18 protein-coding genes and 2 riboswitches are annotated in these 17,577 nt (G+C 36.2%); of the genes, 12 read left to right on the forward strand and 6 right to left on the reverse strand.

What is annotated here, in order from left to right; translation table 11 throughout:
- Positions 1 to 195 precede the first annotated feature (195 nt).
- On the forward strand, positions 196 to 1,881 hold the full coding sequence (locus tag GZH82_RS06020) for a hypothetical protein (protein ID WP_203232860.1): 1,686 nt from the start codon (positions 196 to 198) through the stop codon (positions 1,879 to 1,881).
- Between the two features lie 124 nt (positions 1,882 to 2,005).
- Here GZH82_RS06020 and pckA read toward each other — a convergent pair whose 3' ends face one another.
- Complete coding sequence (pckA, locus tag GZH82_RS06025; RefSeq protein ID WP_162681710.1) at positions 2,006 to 3,598, reverse strand: phosphoenolpyruvate carboxykinase (ATP); 1,593 nt, start codon at positions 3,596 to 3,598, stop codon at positions 2,006 to 2,008.
- Between the two features lie 247 nt (positions 3,599 to 3,845).
- Positions 3,846 to 3,957: riboswitch (SAM riboswitch) on the forward strand.
- Between the two features lie 105 nt (positions 3,958 to 4,062).
- Between pckA and metK the strand changes: the two genes are divergently transcribed.
- The 3 genes from metK (at position 4,063) to GZH82_RS06040 (ending at position 7,268) form a co-directional block, all read left to right on the forward strand.
- Complete coding sequence (gene metK, locus GZH82_RS06030) at positions 4,063 to 5,262, forward strand: methionine adenosyltransferase (RefSeq protein ID WP_162681711.1); 1,200 nt, start codon at positions 4,063 to 4,065, stop codon at positions 5,260 to 5,262.
- 87 nt (positions 5,263 to 5,349) lie between these two features.
- The gene (locus tag GZH82_RS06035) at positions 5,350 to 6,261 is read left to right on the forward strand and encodes an NERD domain-containing protein (RefSeq protein ID WP_162681712.1); all 912 of its coding nucleotides are present in this window, start codon (positions 5,350 to 5,352) and stop codon (positions 6,259 to 6,261) included.
- A gap of 170 nt (positions 6,262 to 6,431) precedes the next feature.
- A complete protein-coding gene (locus GZH82_RS06040; protein ID WP_162681713.1) occupies positions 6,432 to 7,268 on the forward strand; it encodes an aldo/keto reductase in 837 nt (278 codons plus the stop codon).
- A 100-nt stretch (positions 7,269 to 7,368) separates the two neighbouring features.
- On the opposite strand, the gene crcB (GZH82_RS06045) is transcribed toward GZH82_RS06040, so the two are convergent.
- From crcB (GZH82_RS06045) to GZH82_RS06055, 3 genes are read right to left on the reverse strand one after another with little or no spacing between them, the layout of a single operon-like run.
- Positions 7,369 to 7,716, reverse strand: a complete 348-nt coding sequence (crcB, locus tag GZH82_RS06045; RefSeq protein WP_162681714.1) for a fluoride efflux transporter CrcB — start codon at positions 7,714 to 7,716, stop codon at positions 7,369 to 7,371.
- On the reverse strand, positions 7,713 to 8,078 hold the full coding sequence (gene crcB / locus GZH82_RS06050; protein ID WP_162683019.1) for a fluoride efflux transporter CrcB: 366 nt from the start codon (positions 8,076 to 8,078) through the stop codon (positions 7,713 to 7,715). The genes crcB (GZH82_RS06045) and crcB (GZH82_RS06050) overlap by 4 nt, the downstream gene beginning before the upstream one ends.
- A gap of 32 nt (positions 8,079 to 8,110) precedes the next feature.
- Complete coding sequence (locus GZH82_RS06055) at positions 8,111 to 8,413, reverse strand: hypothetical protein (RefSeq protein WP_162681715.1); 303 nt, start codon at positions 8,411 to 8,413, stop codon at positions 8,111 to 8,113.
- A 152-nt stretch (positions 8,414 to 8,565) separates the two neighbouring features.
- On the opposite strand from GZH82_RS06055, the gene GZH82_RS06060 reads away from it, so the two are divergent.
- On the forward strand, positions 8,566 to 9,276 hold the full coding sequence (locus tag GZH82_RS06060; RefSeq protein ID WP_162681716.1) for a transaldolase: 711 nt from the start codon (positions 8,566 to 8,568) through the stop codon (positions 9,274 to 9,276).
- Positions 9,277 to 9,452: 176 nt separating this feature from the next.
- The gene (locus GZH82_RS06065; RefSeq protein WP_162681717.1) at positions 9,453 to 9,902 is read left to right on the forward strand and encodes a hypothetical protein; all 450 of its coding nucleotides are present in this window, start codon (positions 9,453 to 9,455) and stop codon (positions 9,900 to 9,902) included.
- Positions 9,903 to 9,904: 2 nt separating this feature from the next.
- Here GZH82_RS06065 and GZH82_RS06070 read toward each other — a convergent pair whose 3' ends face one another.
- Positions 9,905 to 10,336, reverse strand: a complete 432-nt coding sequence (locus GZH82_RS06070) for a competence protein ComK (protein WP_162681718.1) — start codon at positions 10,334 to 10,336, stop codon at positions 9,905 to 9,907.
- Between the two features lie 2 nt (positions 10,337 to 10,338).
- Complete coding sequence (locus GZH82_RS06075) at positions 10,339 to 10,893, reverse strand: sigma-70 family RNA polymerase sigma factor (protein WP_238989670.1); 555 nt, start codon at positions 10,891 to 10,893, stop codon at positions 10,339 to 10,341.
- Positions 10,894 to 11,024: 131 nt separating this feature from the next.
- On the opposite strand from GZH82_RS06075, the gene GZH82_RS06080 reads away from it, so the two are divergent.
- The 6 genes from GZH82_RS06080 (at position 11,025) to ribB (ending at position 17,573) form a co-directional block, all read left to right on the forward strand.
- Complete coding sequence (locus GZH82_RS06080; protein WP_014613594.1) at positions 11,025 to 11,249, forward strand: hypothetical protein; 225 nt, start codon at positions 11,025 to 11,027, stop codon at positions 11,247 to 11,249.
- A gap of 156 nt (positions 11,250 to 11,405) precedes the next feature.
- On the forward strand, positions 11,406 to 12,269 hold the full coding sequence (sagB, locus tag GZH82_RS06085) for a peptidoglycan release complex glucosaminidase SagB (protein WP_162681719.1): 864 nt from the start codon (positions 11,406 to 11,408) through the stop codon (positions 12,267 to 12,269).
- 405 nt (positions 12,270 to 12,674) lie between these two features.
- Positions 12,675 to 14,243 carry an FAD/NAD(P)-binding protein gene (locus GZH82_RS06090; protein ID WP_162681720.1) on the forward strand — a complete coding sequence of 523 codons (1,569 nt, stop codon included), beginning with the start codon at positions 12,675 to 12,677 and terminating at the stop codon, positions 14,241 to 14,243.
- 175 nt (positions 14,244 to 14,418) lie between these two features.
- Positions 14,419 to 14,553: riboswitch (FMN riboswitch) on the forward strand.
- Positions 14,554 to 14,697: 144 nt separating this feature from the next.
- The gene (gene ribD / locus GZH82_RS06095; protein WP_162681721.1) at positions 14,698 to 15,744 is read left to right on the forward strand and encodes a bifunctional diaminohydroxyphosphoribosylaminopyrimidine deaminase/5-amino-6-(5-phosphoribosylamino)uracil reductase RibD; all 1,047 of its coding nucleotides are present in this window, start codon (positions 14,698 to 14,700) and stop codon (positions 15,742 to 15,744) included.
- Positions 15,745 to 15,748: 4 nt separating this feature from the next.
- Complete coding sequence (locus GZH82_RS06100) at positions 15,749 to 16,378, forward strand: riboflavin synthase (protein WP_162681722.1); 630 nt, start codon at positions 15,749 to 15,751, stop codon at positions 16,376 to 16,378.
- Between the two features lie 13 nt (positions 16,379 to 16,391).
- Positions 16,392 to 17,573: a 3,4-dihydroxy-2-butanone-4-phosphate synthase gene (gene ribB / locus GZH82_RS06105; protein WP_162681723.1), complete on the forward strand. Its 1,182-nt coding sequence runs from the start codon at positions 16,392 to 16,394 to the stop codon at positions 17,571 to 17,573.
- Positions 17,574 to 17,577: the final 4 nt, after the last annotated feature.

The raw sequence follows: 17,577 nt of genomic DNA on the forward strand, positions 1-17,577 counted from the left end.
TAGCGCATTAAATTGAGATTCGATATTGCTAACAGGTGTTGCCTTGTTATAATAATATTGAGTAAAATATTATTTTGAAGTGGATTGATATTGTCAGTTGCATCATCACACATTGCGTGCGATGGCCAAGTGAGTATCGTCAATTTCGTATTGTCTCGAATCGTTTTGGTGTCGATATGAGTCTGCTTGGAGGTTATGATGAGGAGAAAACAACAAAACTATATTAGTGATGTACATACGCTTAAGACCTATTTGAAAACAGTGAATGGGTTTCGTGATTACTGGATTGGAACGGCTTTTTGGGACATAAAAAATTCAAAAAGAATTATTACAATTGAGGCTCCGCGTTTCGACTCAAATGAAAAGAACGATGTCACCTTAGTATGGGAGTTGACTGTATATGATAGTGGTTCTTCTAGTCAAATGATAGAAGACATCTACGCACAGCCTTTAACTGAATTGATTTTGGATGGCAACAGAATAAAGTTTCAGTTTGCTGACGGCTATTATAGTTTTAAGTTTGGTGCTTTAGGTTTAAGAATTCCAATTAGATCTAAAGAGGATTCTTATTTAGAAATTCAACGAGTTAATCTAGAATATTTTATAAATTTATTGAATAATGGTATGAAACTTGATAATTTGGCTTTTTCATTTAAAAGCGATAATAATGATGTTTGCTATTTTATCGGCTGTATAAATGGGGAAGAAAACCCTTATTCGGAATTTTTTTCCGACTATTCAGAACTAAAAACATTTGAAAACGTTGAAGAACTGTTTAATTCGAATATTTTTAATGGGAAGTCGTTGAAAGAACGATGGACAGAAGTGTTAATTGACAGTATAAATGGTATTCAATTTGGTGATTGGTTGACACAATTTAATGAGGGCTTAAAAATCAATCTTTATGAAGCAAATGACAAAATAATAATCAATGGTGTGGAATTAGATGGTTGGATTGATCAAAGTAAAATTTGTCATACTTGTGGAGTAAGCTCATGCTATTTCTTTGATTTTGATGCATATTGTTGTCCTACATGTAATATTTGGTTGACTAATGATGTTGGTGTTGAGAAGCGACCACTTGAGCCGGAGTTATTATGGAAACCGCATAAACTACTACCGTTTTGTCAAGTAAGGTTTTCTCCATATGAAAAGGTTTATATGTATTATAGTCCAAAACAAAACCTTTCTCCTTGGGAATGGGTTTTAGTCCCAGTAGGTAAAAAACACATTGAAAGAGAAGCACAAGTGATTAAAGCTTTTAAAAGTCCAGCTCACCAACTGCCAATTTCACTCAATAAGGTGAAGACAGTTTTGCAAAAATTACCGAATCTTGCTGATGAAGTGTCGGAAACTTTAAATGAATTACTTGAAAAGGGGAAGGTATGTAATCTTTCGAGTAAAAAGAATTTAGTGGATGTCAATGTCGCTTATGATGTTTTAAAAACACCTTTAGGGCATTTTTGGTTAGAGTTAAATAATCAGCCAATTCAAATGTCTATTAACACTGTATATCCGAAACCGAATACGATACTTTTTGTTGAAGGTGTTTATCGGATGAAACCTTACCGACATGAATTTGAGGATTTTCAACACCTCAAAATTTGTACAGATGTCAATATTAGAAAAGCCAGATACATTGACCGATTTGGAGATAATATAAACGATGGTGCTCGTTGGCAAATAGGAAAATATGATATAGGAATAGCGGCACGAGTTGAAGATTGTGTAAAAAGTGATGTAAAAACAACTGCTATGAAAATACCTTATTATTTTAAATGGAATAAAAAATATAAGGAAATGTATGGATTTACAGTTGTTTGGAAATATTACAAGTCAGATATCAATTACAACTTTATGTGGCATTTTTATTGGTTTTAGAATTATTTAAGTACATTGCTAGCATCAGAAGAATAGATAGGCACTAAAATACGACAGCTCCAACCAAATAAAAAGTAGTGTCATCTCTTGTCTAACAAGAAATGAACACTGCTTTTTTTAATGACTATTCTGCTGATTGACCTTTAAATCCACCTGCTGCTTCTAATTGTTGGGCATCCTCGCCAAATTTTTTGAAGTTCTCTTTAAAGCGATTGACAAGGTTTTGTGCTTGTTCTTCGTATGCAGTTGGGTCTGTCCATGCGTTTTTAGGTTGTAAAATTGTTGTTGGGACATCTTCAATTTCAGTTGGAATCGATAAACCGAAAATGTCGTCTTTTTCAAATGTAGCTGTTTTTAATTTACCGTTAATCGCTTCATTCACCATTTTACGTGTGTATTTTAATTGGATACGGTTACCGACACCAAATTGGCCACCTGTCCAACCTGTGTTTACAAGGTATACATCAACATCGTGCTTGTCGATTAAGTCACCTAATAATTCAGCGTAGACTTCTGCACGTAATGGTAAGAATGGTGCACCAAAGCATGTTGAGAATGATGGTTGCGGCTCTGTAATACCACGTTCTGTACCTGCCAATTTAGATGTGAAACCACTTAAGAAATGATACATCGCTTGGTCTTTATCTAATTTTGAAATCGGTGGCAGTACGCCGAACGCATCTGCTGTTAAGAAAATAATGGTATTTGGATGTGACGCTTTGGAAGGTAACACAATGTTATCGATATAGTTGATAGGGTATGCGGCACGTGTATTTTCAGTGTATTTGTTGTCATCAAAATCAATGTGACCGTGCTCATCAACGACTAAGTTTTCTAACACTGTTCCGTAACGGATAGCGTCAAAAATTTGTGGTTCTTTTTCTGCAGAGAGGTTGATTGCTTTCGCATAGCAACCTCCTTCAATATTAAATACACCATTTTCATTCCAACCGTGCTCGTCATCACCAATTAATTTACGATTTGGGTCTGCTGAAAGTGTTGTTTTACCTGTACCAGAAAGGCCGAAGAATAATGCGACGTCTCCTTTGTCACCTACATTGGCAGAGCAGTGCATACTCATAATACCTTGTTGTGGCAATAAATAGTTCATAATAGAGAACACAGATTTTTTCATTTCTCCAGCGTATTCTGTACCACCAATTAAAATGATTTTATGTTTGAATGAAATGATGACAAATGTTTCAGAACGCGTGCCATCTACTTCAGGATCTGCTTTAAAGCGTGGTGCAGAAATAATCGTGAAGTCCGCTTTAATTTTTGATGCTTCTTCTTTTGAACTTGGCTTAATAAACAAGTTTTGAGCAAATAGATTATGCCATGCAAATTCGTTGATGACTGTGAGTTTCAGTTGTGATTCTTGGTCACTCCCTGCATAACCGTTGAATACGAACAATTCGTCTCTTTCATCTAAGTACTTCACAACTTTTTCATAAAGATTTAAGAATTTTTCTTCTGAGATCGGTTGGTTAATGGAACCCCAATCGATATCGTCTTTAATTTGTGGATTATCAACAATGAATTTATCTTTTGGAGAACGCCCCGTATACTCTCCAGTTTTCGCATTGATTGCACCTAATTCTGTCAGTTCGGCTTCATTTCTCTTTAAAATTTTGTTGTACAATTCAGTCGTTGTGAGTTGAAAATGTGAACTCGGCTTGTTAGCTACTGTTTCAATCGCATGTTTGTCGAATGACATGATAATATCCCTCCAAAGTAGTTTCGGCAATGTAAGCCTTTACAATTAAAGAGTATAACATATTCGTTAAATAATCCCTACTCAATGAAGAAAAAAATTAAGATAAAATAAAGAAAGTAAAGTAATGTTACATCAAAGTAGAAAAATAAATGTAAACGACAAAGATGTTTCACGCATCATTTTGAAAAGGGCGGTAAGATGAAATTGACATCGGTATTAAAGTTTTGTAATATGATTTTAACGGATTCTCTTATCCTGAGTGGTGGAGGGACATGGACCCTATGAAACCCAGCAACCTCTTTTAACGAAGAAAGGTGCCAAACCGTTTGCAGACACAATACTTGTCTGAACGATAAGAGCGAATGGACGTTAGAGCCTTCACTCTATTTTATAGTGTTGAAAGGCTCTTTTTTATTGAGCTCAGATAGAGAATGTTCGTAATACATAACAAAAAGGAGTTTATTATGACTTATAACAGACGTTTATTCACTTCAGAATCAGTTACTGAAGGTCATCCAGACAAAATTGCTGACCAAATTTCAGACGCAATTTTAGATGAAATTTTAAAAGGAGACCCGAATGCGCGCGTGGCTTGTGAGACGACGGTAACGACAGGGATGGCTTTAATCGTTGGTGAGATTACAACTTCAACTTATGTTGATATTCCAAAAGTCGTTCGTGAAACAGTAAAAGAAATTGGATACACACGTGCGAAATATGGTTATGACTACAAAACGATGTCTGTCTTAACAGCGATTGATGAACAATCACCTGATATTGCACAAGGGGTCGACCGTGCTTTAGAATACCGTGAAGCAGGAAACGAAGAAGTATTAAACACAGGTGCAGGTGACCAAGGTTTAATGTTTGGTTTCGCGACGAATGAAACAGACACATTCATGCCATTACCGATTGACTTGTCTCATAAATTATCGAAACGTTTATCAGAAGTACGTAAAAATGGTACTTTAGATTATTTACGTCCAGATGGTAAAGTCCAAGTCACAGTGGAATATGATGAAAATAATCAACCGAAACGTATTGATACGATCGTAATTTCAACGCAGCATCACGAAGAAATTGAACTTGAAAAAATTCAAAATGATATTAAAGAATTCGTTATTTATCCGACTGTAGATAAACAATTGTTAGATGAAGAAACAAAATTTTTCATCAACCCTACAGGCCGTTTCGTTATCGGTGGACCTCAAGGAGACGCAGGTTTAACAGGTCGTAAAATTATTGTTGATACTTACGGGGGGTATGCGCGTCACGGCGGCGGTGCATTCTCTGGTAAAGATCCGACAAAAGTAGACCGTTCAGCTGCGTATGCGGCACGTTATGTCGCTAAAAATATTGTAGCAGCTAACTTCGCTGATAAATGTGAAGTCCAATTGGCATATGCGATTGGGGTGGCACAACCTGTTTCGATTGCCATTGACACATTTAACACTGGTAAAGTAAGTGAAAATGTATTAATTGAAGCCGTAAGACAAAATTTTGATTTACGCCCAGCAGGTATTATTCAAATGTTAGATTTACAAAAGCCGATTTATAAACAAACTGCGGCATACGGTCACTTTGGACGTAATGATGTGCAATTGCCATGGGAACGTACAGATAAAGTTGAAGTTTTACAAGAAACAGTCAATGCATTAAAATAAATTTCTTGATGATAACTATCGCTAATTTTATAGTTATTTAATATAATAGAAATAACTGTAGAAAAGTGATAAAGGAAGGTATTGCTCATGACACAATTTGGTCCAATGGAAATCGGCCTCATTGCTGCGATTGTTGTAGCAGCATTATTCTTTATTTTGTTTTTAGTGGCATTGAAAAGCAAAAAGAAAGCGAAAGAAACTTATGCGAATCAATATCAAACAAAACAAGATAAATTAACACACGAACATCAAGAAGAACTTGAAAAAGTCCGCATCGACAAGAAAAAAGCAGAAACGCGTCATAAAGAAGAATACGAAACAATGGTATCTTCAAAAAACAGAGAAATCGATGCACTGAAACTATTCTCTAAAAATCATAGTGAATATGTGACAGATATGCGTTTACTTGGCATTCGTGAGCGTTTAGTCAAAGAAAAGAGAATCCGTCCAGAAGATATGCATATCATGGCGAATATCTTTTTACCAACGAATGACTTAGAAGACATTACACGTGTCAGTCATCTCGTTTTAACACGCACAGGCCTTTATGTAATTGATTCAGAATTGTTAAAAGGGCATGTTTATCAAGGCATCAGTCAACAGCAATTTTCTGACAATCCAATGATGGAACAAGTGTTTAAAACGTTGAACTTAAGCCCACAAACGCCGCAAACAGTTGTTTTAGATCAAAGTGAAGCATCTCAAAATGCATTGTCAGTTGTGGATTACACAGACCGTTTAGCCCATGTGGAAGCTTTAGCTGTGAAGTTACAGCACGAGTTAGATTTGAAATATACACCAACACCTATTTTATATTTCAATCCGCGTCATGAAGATGATGTCACAATTTCAAATTATGCGTCACAAGGTGTTACAAAAGTATTGGTAGGTCCGGAACAACTGAATGAGTTTTTCAATCGCTTTGTGTTCCACGGACGGATTCAATATGATGTGAACGATTTACAATATATTATGGACGAAATTGAATCATTTAATTAAATATCATTAGGGCTGGAGTGTTATCTCCGGCTCTTTTTGTTTTGTTGAGACGGATTTAAGTGTAAAGATTCAAAAGTATGGGTCATCATGTATATTTGTAGGGTGTATTGATTGCGCAATGGCGTCACGATTCGATACGATAAGGTTAGATTACAAAGGAGCGATGACATATGAAACATGTAACGTTTTACAATGGCAATCAAATGCCTCAAGTGGGTTTAGGAGTCTTTAGAGTTGAAAACAATGATACTGCAAAAGAAGCTGTCAAACATGCGATTAAAAGTGGCTATCGTAGTATTGATACTGCGATGATTTATCAAAATGAAGAAAAAGTGGGCGAGGGGATTCGTGAAGCTTTAGCAGAAACGGGTTTAACGCGCAAAGATTTGTTTATTACTTCAAAATTATGGTTAACTGATTACGGTCGTGAAAATGTTGCAGCGGCATATCAAGCTTCATTAGACCGCCTTGGACTCGACTATTTAGATTTGTATTTAGTGCATTGGCCAGGATTAGATGAAGATGTCATGATTGATACGTGGAAAGGTATGGAAGATTTATATCACGATCAAAAAGTGAAAAATATTGGTGTAAGTAACTTTAATGTGGAACATTTGGATAAGTTATTAGCAACTTCACGTATTAAACCAGTCATTAACCAAGTGGAATTCCACCCATATTTAACACAAAAACGTTTACGCGTGTATTTAGAAGCGCAAAATATCCATTTGGAATCTTGGTCGCCATTAATGAATGCACAAATTTTAGAAGATGATACTGTAAAACAAGTGGCTACCGAAGTTGGAAAGTCACCCGCACAAGTCATTATTCGTTGGAACGTGCAACATGGTGTTGTAACAATTCCTAAATCAATCACACCAAGTCGTATTGAAGAGAATTTAAACGTATTTGACTTTGAATTATCACTTGGTCAAATGGAAGCATTAGATGGATTGAATGAAGATCGTCGTATCGGACATGATCCGTTACATTTTGATGGGAAGTAATTTTCGACGTTTCGTAAATATAAATTTGTGATACATCAAAAGCAACGTTGCATCAATACAGTAACGTTGCTTTATCTTTTATGCATAAGTATTTAAATGACTACAACTGCATGCCGATGAAACAGAGTACAAAACAGCCGACAAATTGGAGGGTACTATACAAGATCAATCGGCCCCACATTTTTGTATTCAACATATAGAGCAGTTCCAAAGTTAATGTTGAAAATGTCGTGAAACCACCGAGTAAACCTGTAATCATCAATAGCTTTAATTCAGGTGATAACAATGTGAGGTGATTGAAATAACCGATACAAAACGAACCCATAAGATTAACGATTAAGGTCGCGATAGGGAATGACGTGTTCATATAACGTGATGTTGTCGCACTGATGAAGGCGCGTAATACAGCTCCGATTCCACCACCTAATGCCACTAATAACATATTCATGCATGCACACCCCCTAATTTGTACCCTAAGAAACAACAGATGAGACCGCCAGAATAACTGAACAATCCATATATGATTAAAGTCAACCAGTCTAACTGTTGTGCGAGTGTGACAAGTTCTAATTGAAAAGTGGAAAATGTCGTTAAAGCGCCTAAAAATCCTGTTGTCAGACCTTGTTTAAGCTTCGGATGGTTTGTGTTCCAATGATGAAGGCGTTCTGTGAAATAGCCCATTAAAAAGGCACCTACCAAATTTGCAATGAAGGTGCCTATCGGTAAATGATATCCAATTGTTATGAAGCTCGTTTGCCATCTCAATAGTGCACCTATGCAACCACCTAAAAAGATTAAAATATACTTCAAAATATCACCATTTCTCTTCAAATTTCTTTATTTTAAATGATGCCAAATGTGTAAAGTGAAGCAAGAAGATGTAACACTAATACGATGAGTAGTAACAATGGTTGAATTTTAGAGGCTTTATGGATCCAATTTCGACGCTCTGGTAAATGTTTAATAGATTTGTCAGCAAAACGAATGGCTAACAATAATATTAAACAATTGACGACACTACATACAAAAATGAGTTTAATAATAGATGTGAAGTGTGCGTTAAGTAACGGATTAAGCGTATTAAAATAGAGACTGATTAACATTAACAACACGGATAAGTAAAAGTATTTCTTAGATTTAGACATCGTATGCCTCCTTTTCGTATCGCTTGTTATCATATCACATTTTTGAATTCATTTGCATCTGGTTAAAAATATTGTAAGCGTAAAAATGGCATTGAGGACATAAAAAATGTTATAACTTTAGTATGATAATAATATCAAGGAGGCACAATTAAATGGCTGATTTAAAAGTACGCGTGTTTGCTGATGGTGCAGACATCGAACAAATGAAGAAAGCATATCAAAATAAAGAAGTAGACGGTTTTACTACAAACCCAAGCTTAATGGCGAAAGCAGGCGTGAAAGATTACGTTGAATTCGCTAAAGAAGCAGTTGAAGCGATTCCTGATGCTTCTATTTCATTCGAAGTATTCGGCGACGACATGGAAACAATGGAAAAAGAAGCTGAAATCATCCAACAATTTGGTGAAAACATCTTCGTTAAAATCCCTGTTGTGAACACTAAAGGGGAGTCAATGATTCCACTTATCAAAAACTTATCAGCTAAAGGCGTAAAACTTAACGTTACAGCTGTATACACTATCGAACAAGTTAAAGAAATCACTGAAGCTGTAACTGCTGGTGTTGAAACATATGTATCAGTATTCGCAGGTCGTATTGCTGACACAGGTGTAGACCCAATGCCATTAATGAAAGAATCAGTTGAAGTGACTCACAGCAAGGAAGGCGTTCAACTATTGTGGGCAAGCTGTCGTGAATTATTCAACGTCATCCAAGCTGATGAAATTGGTGCAGACATCATTACTTGTCCTTCAGATGTTGTTAAAAAAGTATCAAACATCGGACGTGACATCAATGAATTATCTGTAGACACAGTTCAAGGTTTTGCTAAAGACATTAAAGCTTCAGGTCTTAGCATTTTATAATCTGACAGTCACATCATTTACAAGTATAAAATAAAGCACATGTGCGTGGGCTGAAATCTAGTCAAGTGTAGATTTCAAAACCCACACGCATGTGCTTTTTTTAGGTGAATGGCGCTTGAAATACATCTCAATTTTAGCTATGCTTTGTGAAGTAAAACGACATAAAGGAGTCTATTATGCGAAAAGACGTATTTGAGTATAAAGTGAACAAAGAGTTGTGGTATCTCAATCGACGCGAAAAAAATACGTTAACACAATATTTTGAAAAGCATCGTGTTGAGACAATTCAACAACAATTTTCGACACCACGACGTTTTGTGAATCATTATTTGCAACATGAAATTTTTGGGACGCGTATCGTTTCATCGGGTCATTTAGTGACATCATTAGTCGGCTTGCTTGTTTCGAATATTTTGTTACTAGGTTTATTGATTACTGGCTTGCTACTCAGTTTAAGTGCGGTGAATTACTTTATCCAACCTCAAGTGACCCTATCTATGGGTACCGTGATCGCTATTTTATTCGGTGCGATAGTATTAATGATTGCGACGGTTTATTTTATGAAACGTGTTAATGCTTTTTTCACCAAAAGATTGTTATTGTATAAATTTAATAAAGTGAATTAAAGTTACATTAATGCTGTGAGTAAATAACCATCTTTCCATTTTCGAACGAATTGATTTAAAGGCATTGGGACAATGAGTGACAAGTTGTTGTTAAAATGAATGCGTGTGTCTTGTTGATGTGATGAAGCGGCGATGACTTGTGTGACATTAATATAATATTGAATGGCTGCGCGTTGTGATTGGAGGGGGCAAAGAATCAGTGACTTGCTTAAAAATATGGGAATCATTTGATGTACCTTCAACGTCTCGCTCGCAATTTTTTGTTGCGTACGCACGTCTCTTTGAAATCGATAAGCCAGTTGATCAATAAACTGTTTCATCGACATTTGGCTTTGTTGTTCATGTGTGAGATGTTGAATGACCAACTGATGTTCTAACGATTCCGACGATTTAATATAAAGTATGTTTTCATATTGTGGTTGTGTTACAGTCATGGTTAAAATCCTTTCTTTAAATCATCTTGTGTTAATGCTTGTTTGATATGGCGAAAGGTGGCAATTTTATATTTACGAATCGTGGTAGCTGACACTTGCATCAACTGTTGAATTTCTTTTTGCTGATAACCTTGCAAATAGAAGCGAAACCAAGTGCGATGTGTCGGCTTTAATGTTTGAACGACATCATCAAGTAACCAATACAAATGTGATGATGACATTGCCTTCAGTTCATTCGCTGACATATCAAGCGGTATCGTTGTAAATTGCGTATGTGCCGAGCGTAATAAATCAATCAAATAATATTTCAGTTGATAATTGATATACGTTTTAAAAGATTGATTAAAAGTCGCATCATATGTCATTGAGAGTTCCCATAACCGTATCAACAACAATTGGAAGTATTCATCATAATTATACGAAATTTGATGCTGATGTAGTAAAAAATGTATGAATTTATAGTATTGGGCATAAAGTGTATCAAAAACGATATGAATCACTCCTTTCCTGATTTGACCGGTCAATGGAGTTATACCATAGCGAAATGATTGTGACATTTTACTTTTTGTGCTATTTTATGTTTAATACAAGAATTAGACATCGTTTTATAGCTATTTTTTTAATGAAATGATGTATAAGTAATCAATTACAACATTTCGAACATAACAAATGAATAGAGGAGGTTATTATGGATTACGAACATTTAAACTTAGAGCATTTTTTTGCGCGTAATGACGATTTGGACATCATTAGAGATCGTTCAGAGTTCGTCATGATTAATAATATGACAAAAGAAATGATGTATCGTGACGGCGATGTAGAAGGTACGATAAACCTTGCACGATATTACTATAAAAATCGTTCTCAGGCAGCAAGTTTCATTATGATGGATTACCACCGTGAAGAAAAATAGTAATGAATTAGTTTACATATTCATTACTATTTTTTTATGAATTTGTAACAAGAGATGAAACCAATTGTACAGAGTCGTGTAAGGTGGTAAAATTTGAAGTCAAGCGAGTAAATTTAATTTATGTAACAATATGAAACATTCTGAAGAGGTGTGTTTATGAGAAAGCACAAGAAAGGTTCCATCCTTGCTGTCCTTGCATCTTTAATTATTGCTGCAGCTGCAGGTTTTTTCTTTTTCAAGATGATTGAAGATCAAATATTCTTTAAAAGTGTTGACCAAGTTGAAAGAGTTGAAAAGTTAGATGTGACGTTAAAACAAGCATCTGAAAAGCAAATTGACAACTACACTAGCCAGCAAGTTTCAAATAAAGATCATACAAATTGGCGTGACGCTTCAGATTCGGAAATTCGTAAAGCGATGGATAGTTCATCTTTTATGGATGACAAGCGTCAGAAATATCAATTTTTAAATTTGTCAAAGTATCAAGGTATTGATAAAAATAGAATTAAACGGATGTTACGAGACCATCCGACATTGTTAGCGCATACTGATGATTTTGTGAATGCGGCGAAAGAAAAACAAGTCAATGAAGTGTATTTGATTTCACATGCACTTTTAGAGACAGGTTCAGTCGTTTCTGAATTGTCAAATGGTGTTGAAATCGATGGAAAAAAATATTATAACTTTTATGGTGTCGGTGCATTAGATGAAGCGCCTGTTAAAACAGGTGCAGAATATGCGAAGAAAAAAGGTTGGGATACACCAGAAAAAGCAATTAATGGTGGTGCGGCGTTTATTCACGACCACTACTTATCCAATCCGAACCAAAACACGTTATATAGTATGCGATGGAATCCAAAAAATCCTGGTGAACATCAATATGCTACAGACATTAACTGGGCTAAAAGTAACGCGGTGATTATGGCGGATTTCTATAAAGATATGAAAACGGAAGGTAAATATTTTAACTGGTACGTTTACAAAGATGATAAAAAGCATCAAGATGGTCATAACTATTAGATACGTCTTTATTAAAAATTGAATGAAAAGGTTGAGTTGTCACGGTATTCGTGTGAGCGACTCAACCTTTTTTATTATGCACTCATATGAGATTACTCAGCTTTATTGTTACGACCGAGTACAAAAAATAATATGATAGTTGAAATGATAACTTTTACAATCATTTTTAACATAGTACGCACTCCTTTATGTCTCAAGTGTACTATGAGTGTGAATCGTAATCAAAATAATTGCGTGATGTCAACAATCTCTACTGTTCAAACTTTGATGCGCGCTCCTTGTCATACATCATTCACTAGTCAAACTGAATCGATGTGATAGTAAAACGTAAAATAATTAATTAATAGGTGTCATTCAGGGTATAATAGAGAGGAAATGTACAAATTAGAGTAAGGATGGTGCAAAATGAGAGTAGCCATTGTTGGAATGGGAACAGCAGGTGTGAGCGTTTTGCGACAGCTCGTTAAATATAAGCAATTTAAGAAAATTGAAGTAGATTTATATGATAATGCTTATAATATGGGACAAGGTGAACCTTTTCAAAATGATAGTGAGGACTTTTTAATTAATGTGCCTGTTGACCATTTATCATTAAACATCGATAACATACTAGAATTTAGAGAATGGTATAACGAACAAGACACTTTTGATTACGGTGATGCTGATTATTTGCCGAGATATGTATTTGGTCACTATATGAAAAGTTATTTAGAACAATTTGACACAACATTTGATAATGTCAATGTTATTAAACATGAAGTGACGCATATGTATATTGAAGAGCAAGAAAGTGAAATTATCCCTAAACGTATTGTCGTATGTACAGGGGACGATGTAGATTCATGTCAAAAATATGATTATGTATTCTTTACGATTGGTACGATGTCTTACAATGATCCATTTGGTTTGAAAGGACAAAAAGGTTACATTCATTCACCTTATCCTGCCAATCAAACGTTAGCTGAAGTAGATGATGACGATGCTGTGGCGATTATTGGGACAGGATTAGCGAGTCTAGATGTCGTACGTCACGCTTTAAGTCATCATCAGCGTATGCCGATTGTGATGGCGAGTCGTAGCGGTAAATTGCCAAGTGTGCGTGGAACGATGCAGGATATTACCTTTCAATTTTTAACGGTCGAAAATTTTGATGCGTTGAAGGCAAAAAACATGGGCATCGTTCCTTTAGAAGACGCGGTTGCATTGTTTAAAAAAGAGTTTGAAGTGCGAGACATTCCATTAGAAAAATTATTGAAACGCCGTAAATATGATACGATTCGTGACTTGAATTATGATTTGAACCATCCAGAAGAAGTCGGTGCATTACAAAGTGTATTTGAAACGTTAAAAGAAAATATGGATTGGATTTGGAATAGTTTAAGTCGTGAAGATCAAGAACAATTTATTAATAAATACCATCGCTACATGAAAGAAAATACAAATCCAATGCCTAGAGAAACAGCACAATTGTTAGTGGAAGAAATCAAAGCTGGCCATTTACAAGTGTTGTCTGGTTTGGAGCATGTGCGTCATTTTTATGGTAAATATCGTTTGCGCTTTAAAAATGTTCATGAAGAAATGAAAATGGATGTCATCATTAATGCGACGGGTCCGAAAAAATATTTGAGTCAATTAGATGATGACGATGCATTACTTCTAGATGTGGCGAACCGTCAAATCGTCCAAGCGCATCCTCTTGGTGGGATTCAAATCGTGCCGTCAACGAATGAAGTCATCAGTCCATTGTACGGCACATTGAACAACATGCGTGCGATTGGACAAATGACAAACGGTGTCAACTTTGAACGTAATGGTGTGACCATGATTATTCAACAGGCGGTCAGTGCGGTAGAAAACTTATATGACACCTATAAAGCAAAAAAGGCATTAGAAAAAGAAGCACGCAAACAACAGAAGAAAGCGGAAGAAAAAGCAAAAAAGAAAAAAGAGAAGAAGAAAAAGAAGAAAAAGTAAGCGCTCTGTTTAGGACGAGCAGTGCTTCAATGTTGAGTTAAAACACAATATTTTTAATTGATGATGATGATAATTTGATGTTCAATCAATTGTAAATTTAAAAGAGATACGATACTATAGACGCATGGACTTTTTACAGGTCCATGCGTATCTTTTATGCACAATACAATTTCATATATTCTTTCGGGGCTGGGTGAAATTCCCAACCGGCAGTAAAACATAAGCCTGCGACCCGTATCATTGATTTGATATGGCTGATCTAGTGAGAATCTAGAGCCGACAGTGAAAGTCTGGATGGGAGGAAGAATAGTGACGACATTTTTTCACATACGATATGTGAGTTTATTTGTCGTATCCAAATTTTGAATGAAAAAGAATCAATGTGTTTTGATCACTTTTCATACATCCTACCACTCGAAGTCGACAATCGAGTGTTTTTTATTGAGGTGAAAGTATGAACCATTATTTAGACTATGCGATACAATTGGCTGAAATGACGCAAGGCCAAACTGGAACGAATCCAGCAGTTGGTGCGGTCATTGTGAAACATGGGCGCATCATCGGTTTCGGTGCACATTTAAAAAAGGGTGAGCGCCATGCAGAAATTCAAGCGATTGATATGGCAGGTGCACAACATGTCAAAGGCACAACGATTTACGTCTCACTCGAACCTTGTTCACATTACGGCAGTACACCACCATGTGTACAACGTATCATTGACACTGGCATTGCGAAAGTTGTCTATGCTGCCAAAGATACGACGCTACAAGAAACAGGTCATGGCATGATGGTGCAACATGGCATTGAGGTGGAATATCGTCCACATCCACGTGCTGAACAATTGTATGCCGATTTTTATAACAGTAAAGAAGAAGCATTGCCCATTGTGACAGTTAAGGTGAGCGCCAGTTTAGATGGCAAACAAGCGACGGATGATTTTGAAAGTCAATGGATTACTTCTAAACAGGTAAAGTCGGATGTTTTCCAATTAAGACATTCACATGATGCAATATTAACTGGCAATGGCACACTGACACACGATAATCCAAGTTTAACGACACGCATAGAAGACGGTCATCATCCAGCGAAAGTGATTTTATCGCGCTCTGGTAAAATCAACTGGGATGCACAGCTCTTCCAAGATCGCGTGACACCGATTTATATTTATACAGAAAATCAAGCACTCACTTCATCATTGAATCATGTTGAAATTATTCAGCAAGCCGAAATTCAAATTGAAGATGTGCTCAAAGATTTATATCAAAAAGGTTATGGTCATGTCCTTGTCGAAGCAGGCCCTAACGTAACTTCACAATTTTTAGCGTCTCGTTTTGTGACGCACTTCATCCTATATTTAGCCCCGAAAATCATAGGTGGTCAAGGTGTGAATCAATTTTATCGAACAGAATTTGTGACCCCTTTAAACCAACTACCACAATTTGAAATTGTACAAACTGACATAATAGGTACCGATTTGAAACTGCAAATGCAAAGGAAGTGACAACATGTTCACAGGTATCGTTGAAGAGGTAGGTACAATTCAACACATTCAAAAACGTAACCCTACAACAGCACTGACAATTCAATGCAAAAAAATATTAGACGATATGCACGTTGGTGACTCAATTAGTGTGAATGGTGTATGTCTAACTGTGACGCGTTTTGATCAACATAGCTTTACAGTGGATGTCATTCATGGAACAGAAAATAAAACCTATTTAGCAGATTTAAAAACGAATGATTCGGTTAATTTAGAGCGTGCATTATTAGCTACTGGCAGATTAGGTGGCCATTTTGTACAAGGTCACGTCGATGGTAAAGGCGTGATTCAACACATTCAAACATCTCAAAATGAATGGATTTATACAATTAAAGCTGAACCTTATTTACTTGATCAAATGATTCCACAAGGGTCGATTGCTGTAGATGGTATCAGTTTAACGGTTTTTAAAAAATATCGAGATCGTTTTGATATTCATTTAATTCCAGAAACACGTAAAGCAACAATTCTTGCTAATAAAAAACAAGGTGATTCGGTGCATTTAGAAACAGATATGCTTTTTAAATATGTCCAAGCCATCACAAAAGAAAAATCACAGCTGTCAGTAGAAGAATTATTGAATGCAGGTTTTTAAGGAGGGGCGTTACATGCAATTAGACAAAATTGAAGAAGCGTTAGAAGCATTGAAAAAGGGCGACATGATTATTGTCATTGATGATGAAGACCGCGAAAATGAAGGCGACCTCGTTGCGATTACAGAGTGGATGGATGATAACACAATTAATTTTATGGCGACACATGGTAGAGGCCTCATTTGTACACCAATTACAGCAGAGATTGCTGAACAAGCTGGTCTCGATAGTATGGTCAAACATAATCGTGATCCCCATGGCACAGCGTTTACACAAAGTATTGACCACGTGCAATCGACAACGGGTATTAGTGCTTTTGAGAGAACAGCAACAGCGAGAGCATTGATAGATGATACGATGACTGCTGAGACATTTCATCAACCAGGTCATATTTTTCCATTAATCGCTAAAAAGCATGGTGTCCTTGAACGTCGGGGCCACACAGAAGCGACAATTGATTTAGCGAAGTTAACAGGTGCACGTCCAGCCGGTGTGATATGTGAAATTATGAATGATGACGGGACGATGGCAAAAGGTGAACAATTAGAGCAGTTTAAAGAGCAACACCATTTGAAAATGATCTCAATTGAAGACCTTGTTGTTTATATTAAAGCGCAACGTCCATTGATTTCAGTGGAAGCGAAAATTAAATTGCCAACCCAATTTGGTGAATTCGACATGTACGGTTTTACTTCAAATATCGACGGTGAAGAACATTTAGCACTGGTCAAAGGTGACATCCAACCCACGATGAATGTCCGTGTCCATTCCGCTTGCGCAACAGGTGATATTTTTCATAGTGAACGTTGTGACTGTGGTGAACAGTTAGAAGCGTCAATGGCATATATCCAACAACACGGTGGCATGTTGCTGTATTTGCCTCAAGAAGGGCGTGGCATTGGCTTAATAAACAAACTAAAAGCTTATGAATTGATTGAACAAGGTTATGATACCGTTTCAGCGAATGAAGCACTTGGTTTTGAGCCGGATTTACGTGATTATGGCATGGCAGCTCAAATATTAAAATATTTTAATATTACAACCGTCAATTTATTAAGCAATAACCCTGAAAAATTATTGGGATTACAACGCTATGGTATTCAAATTGGCGAACGTATACCCGTCATCACTGAAACAAATGTGCATAACTATGATTATATGCAAGTGAAAAAATTACAAATGGGTCATTTAATTTAAATAG

The sequence above is a fragment of the Staphylococcus sp. MI 10-1553 genome, assembly GCF_010365305.1.
Classification (GTDB): Bacteria; Bacillota; Bacilli; order Staphylococcales; family Staphylococcaceae; genus Staphylococcus.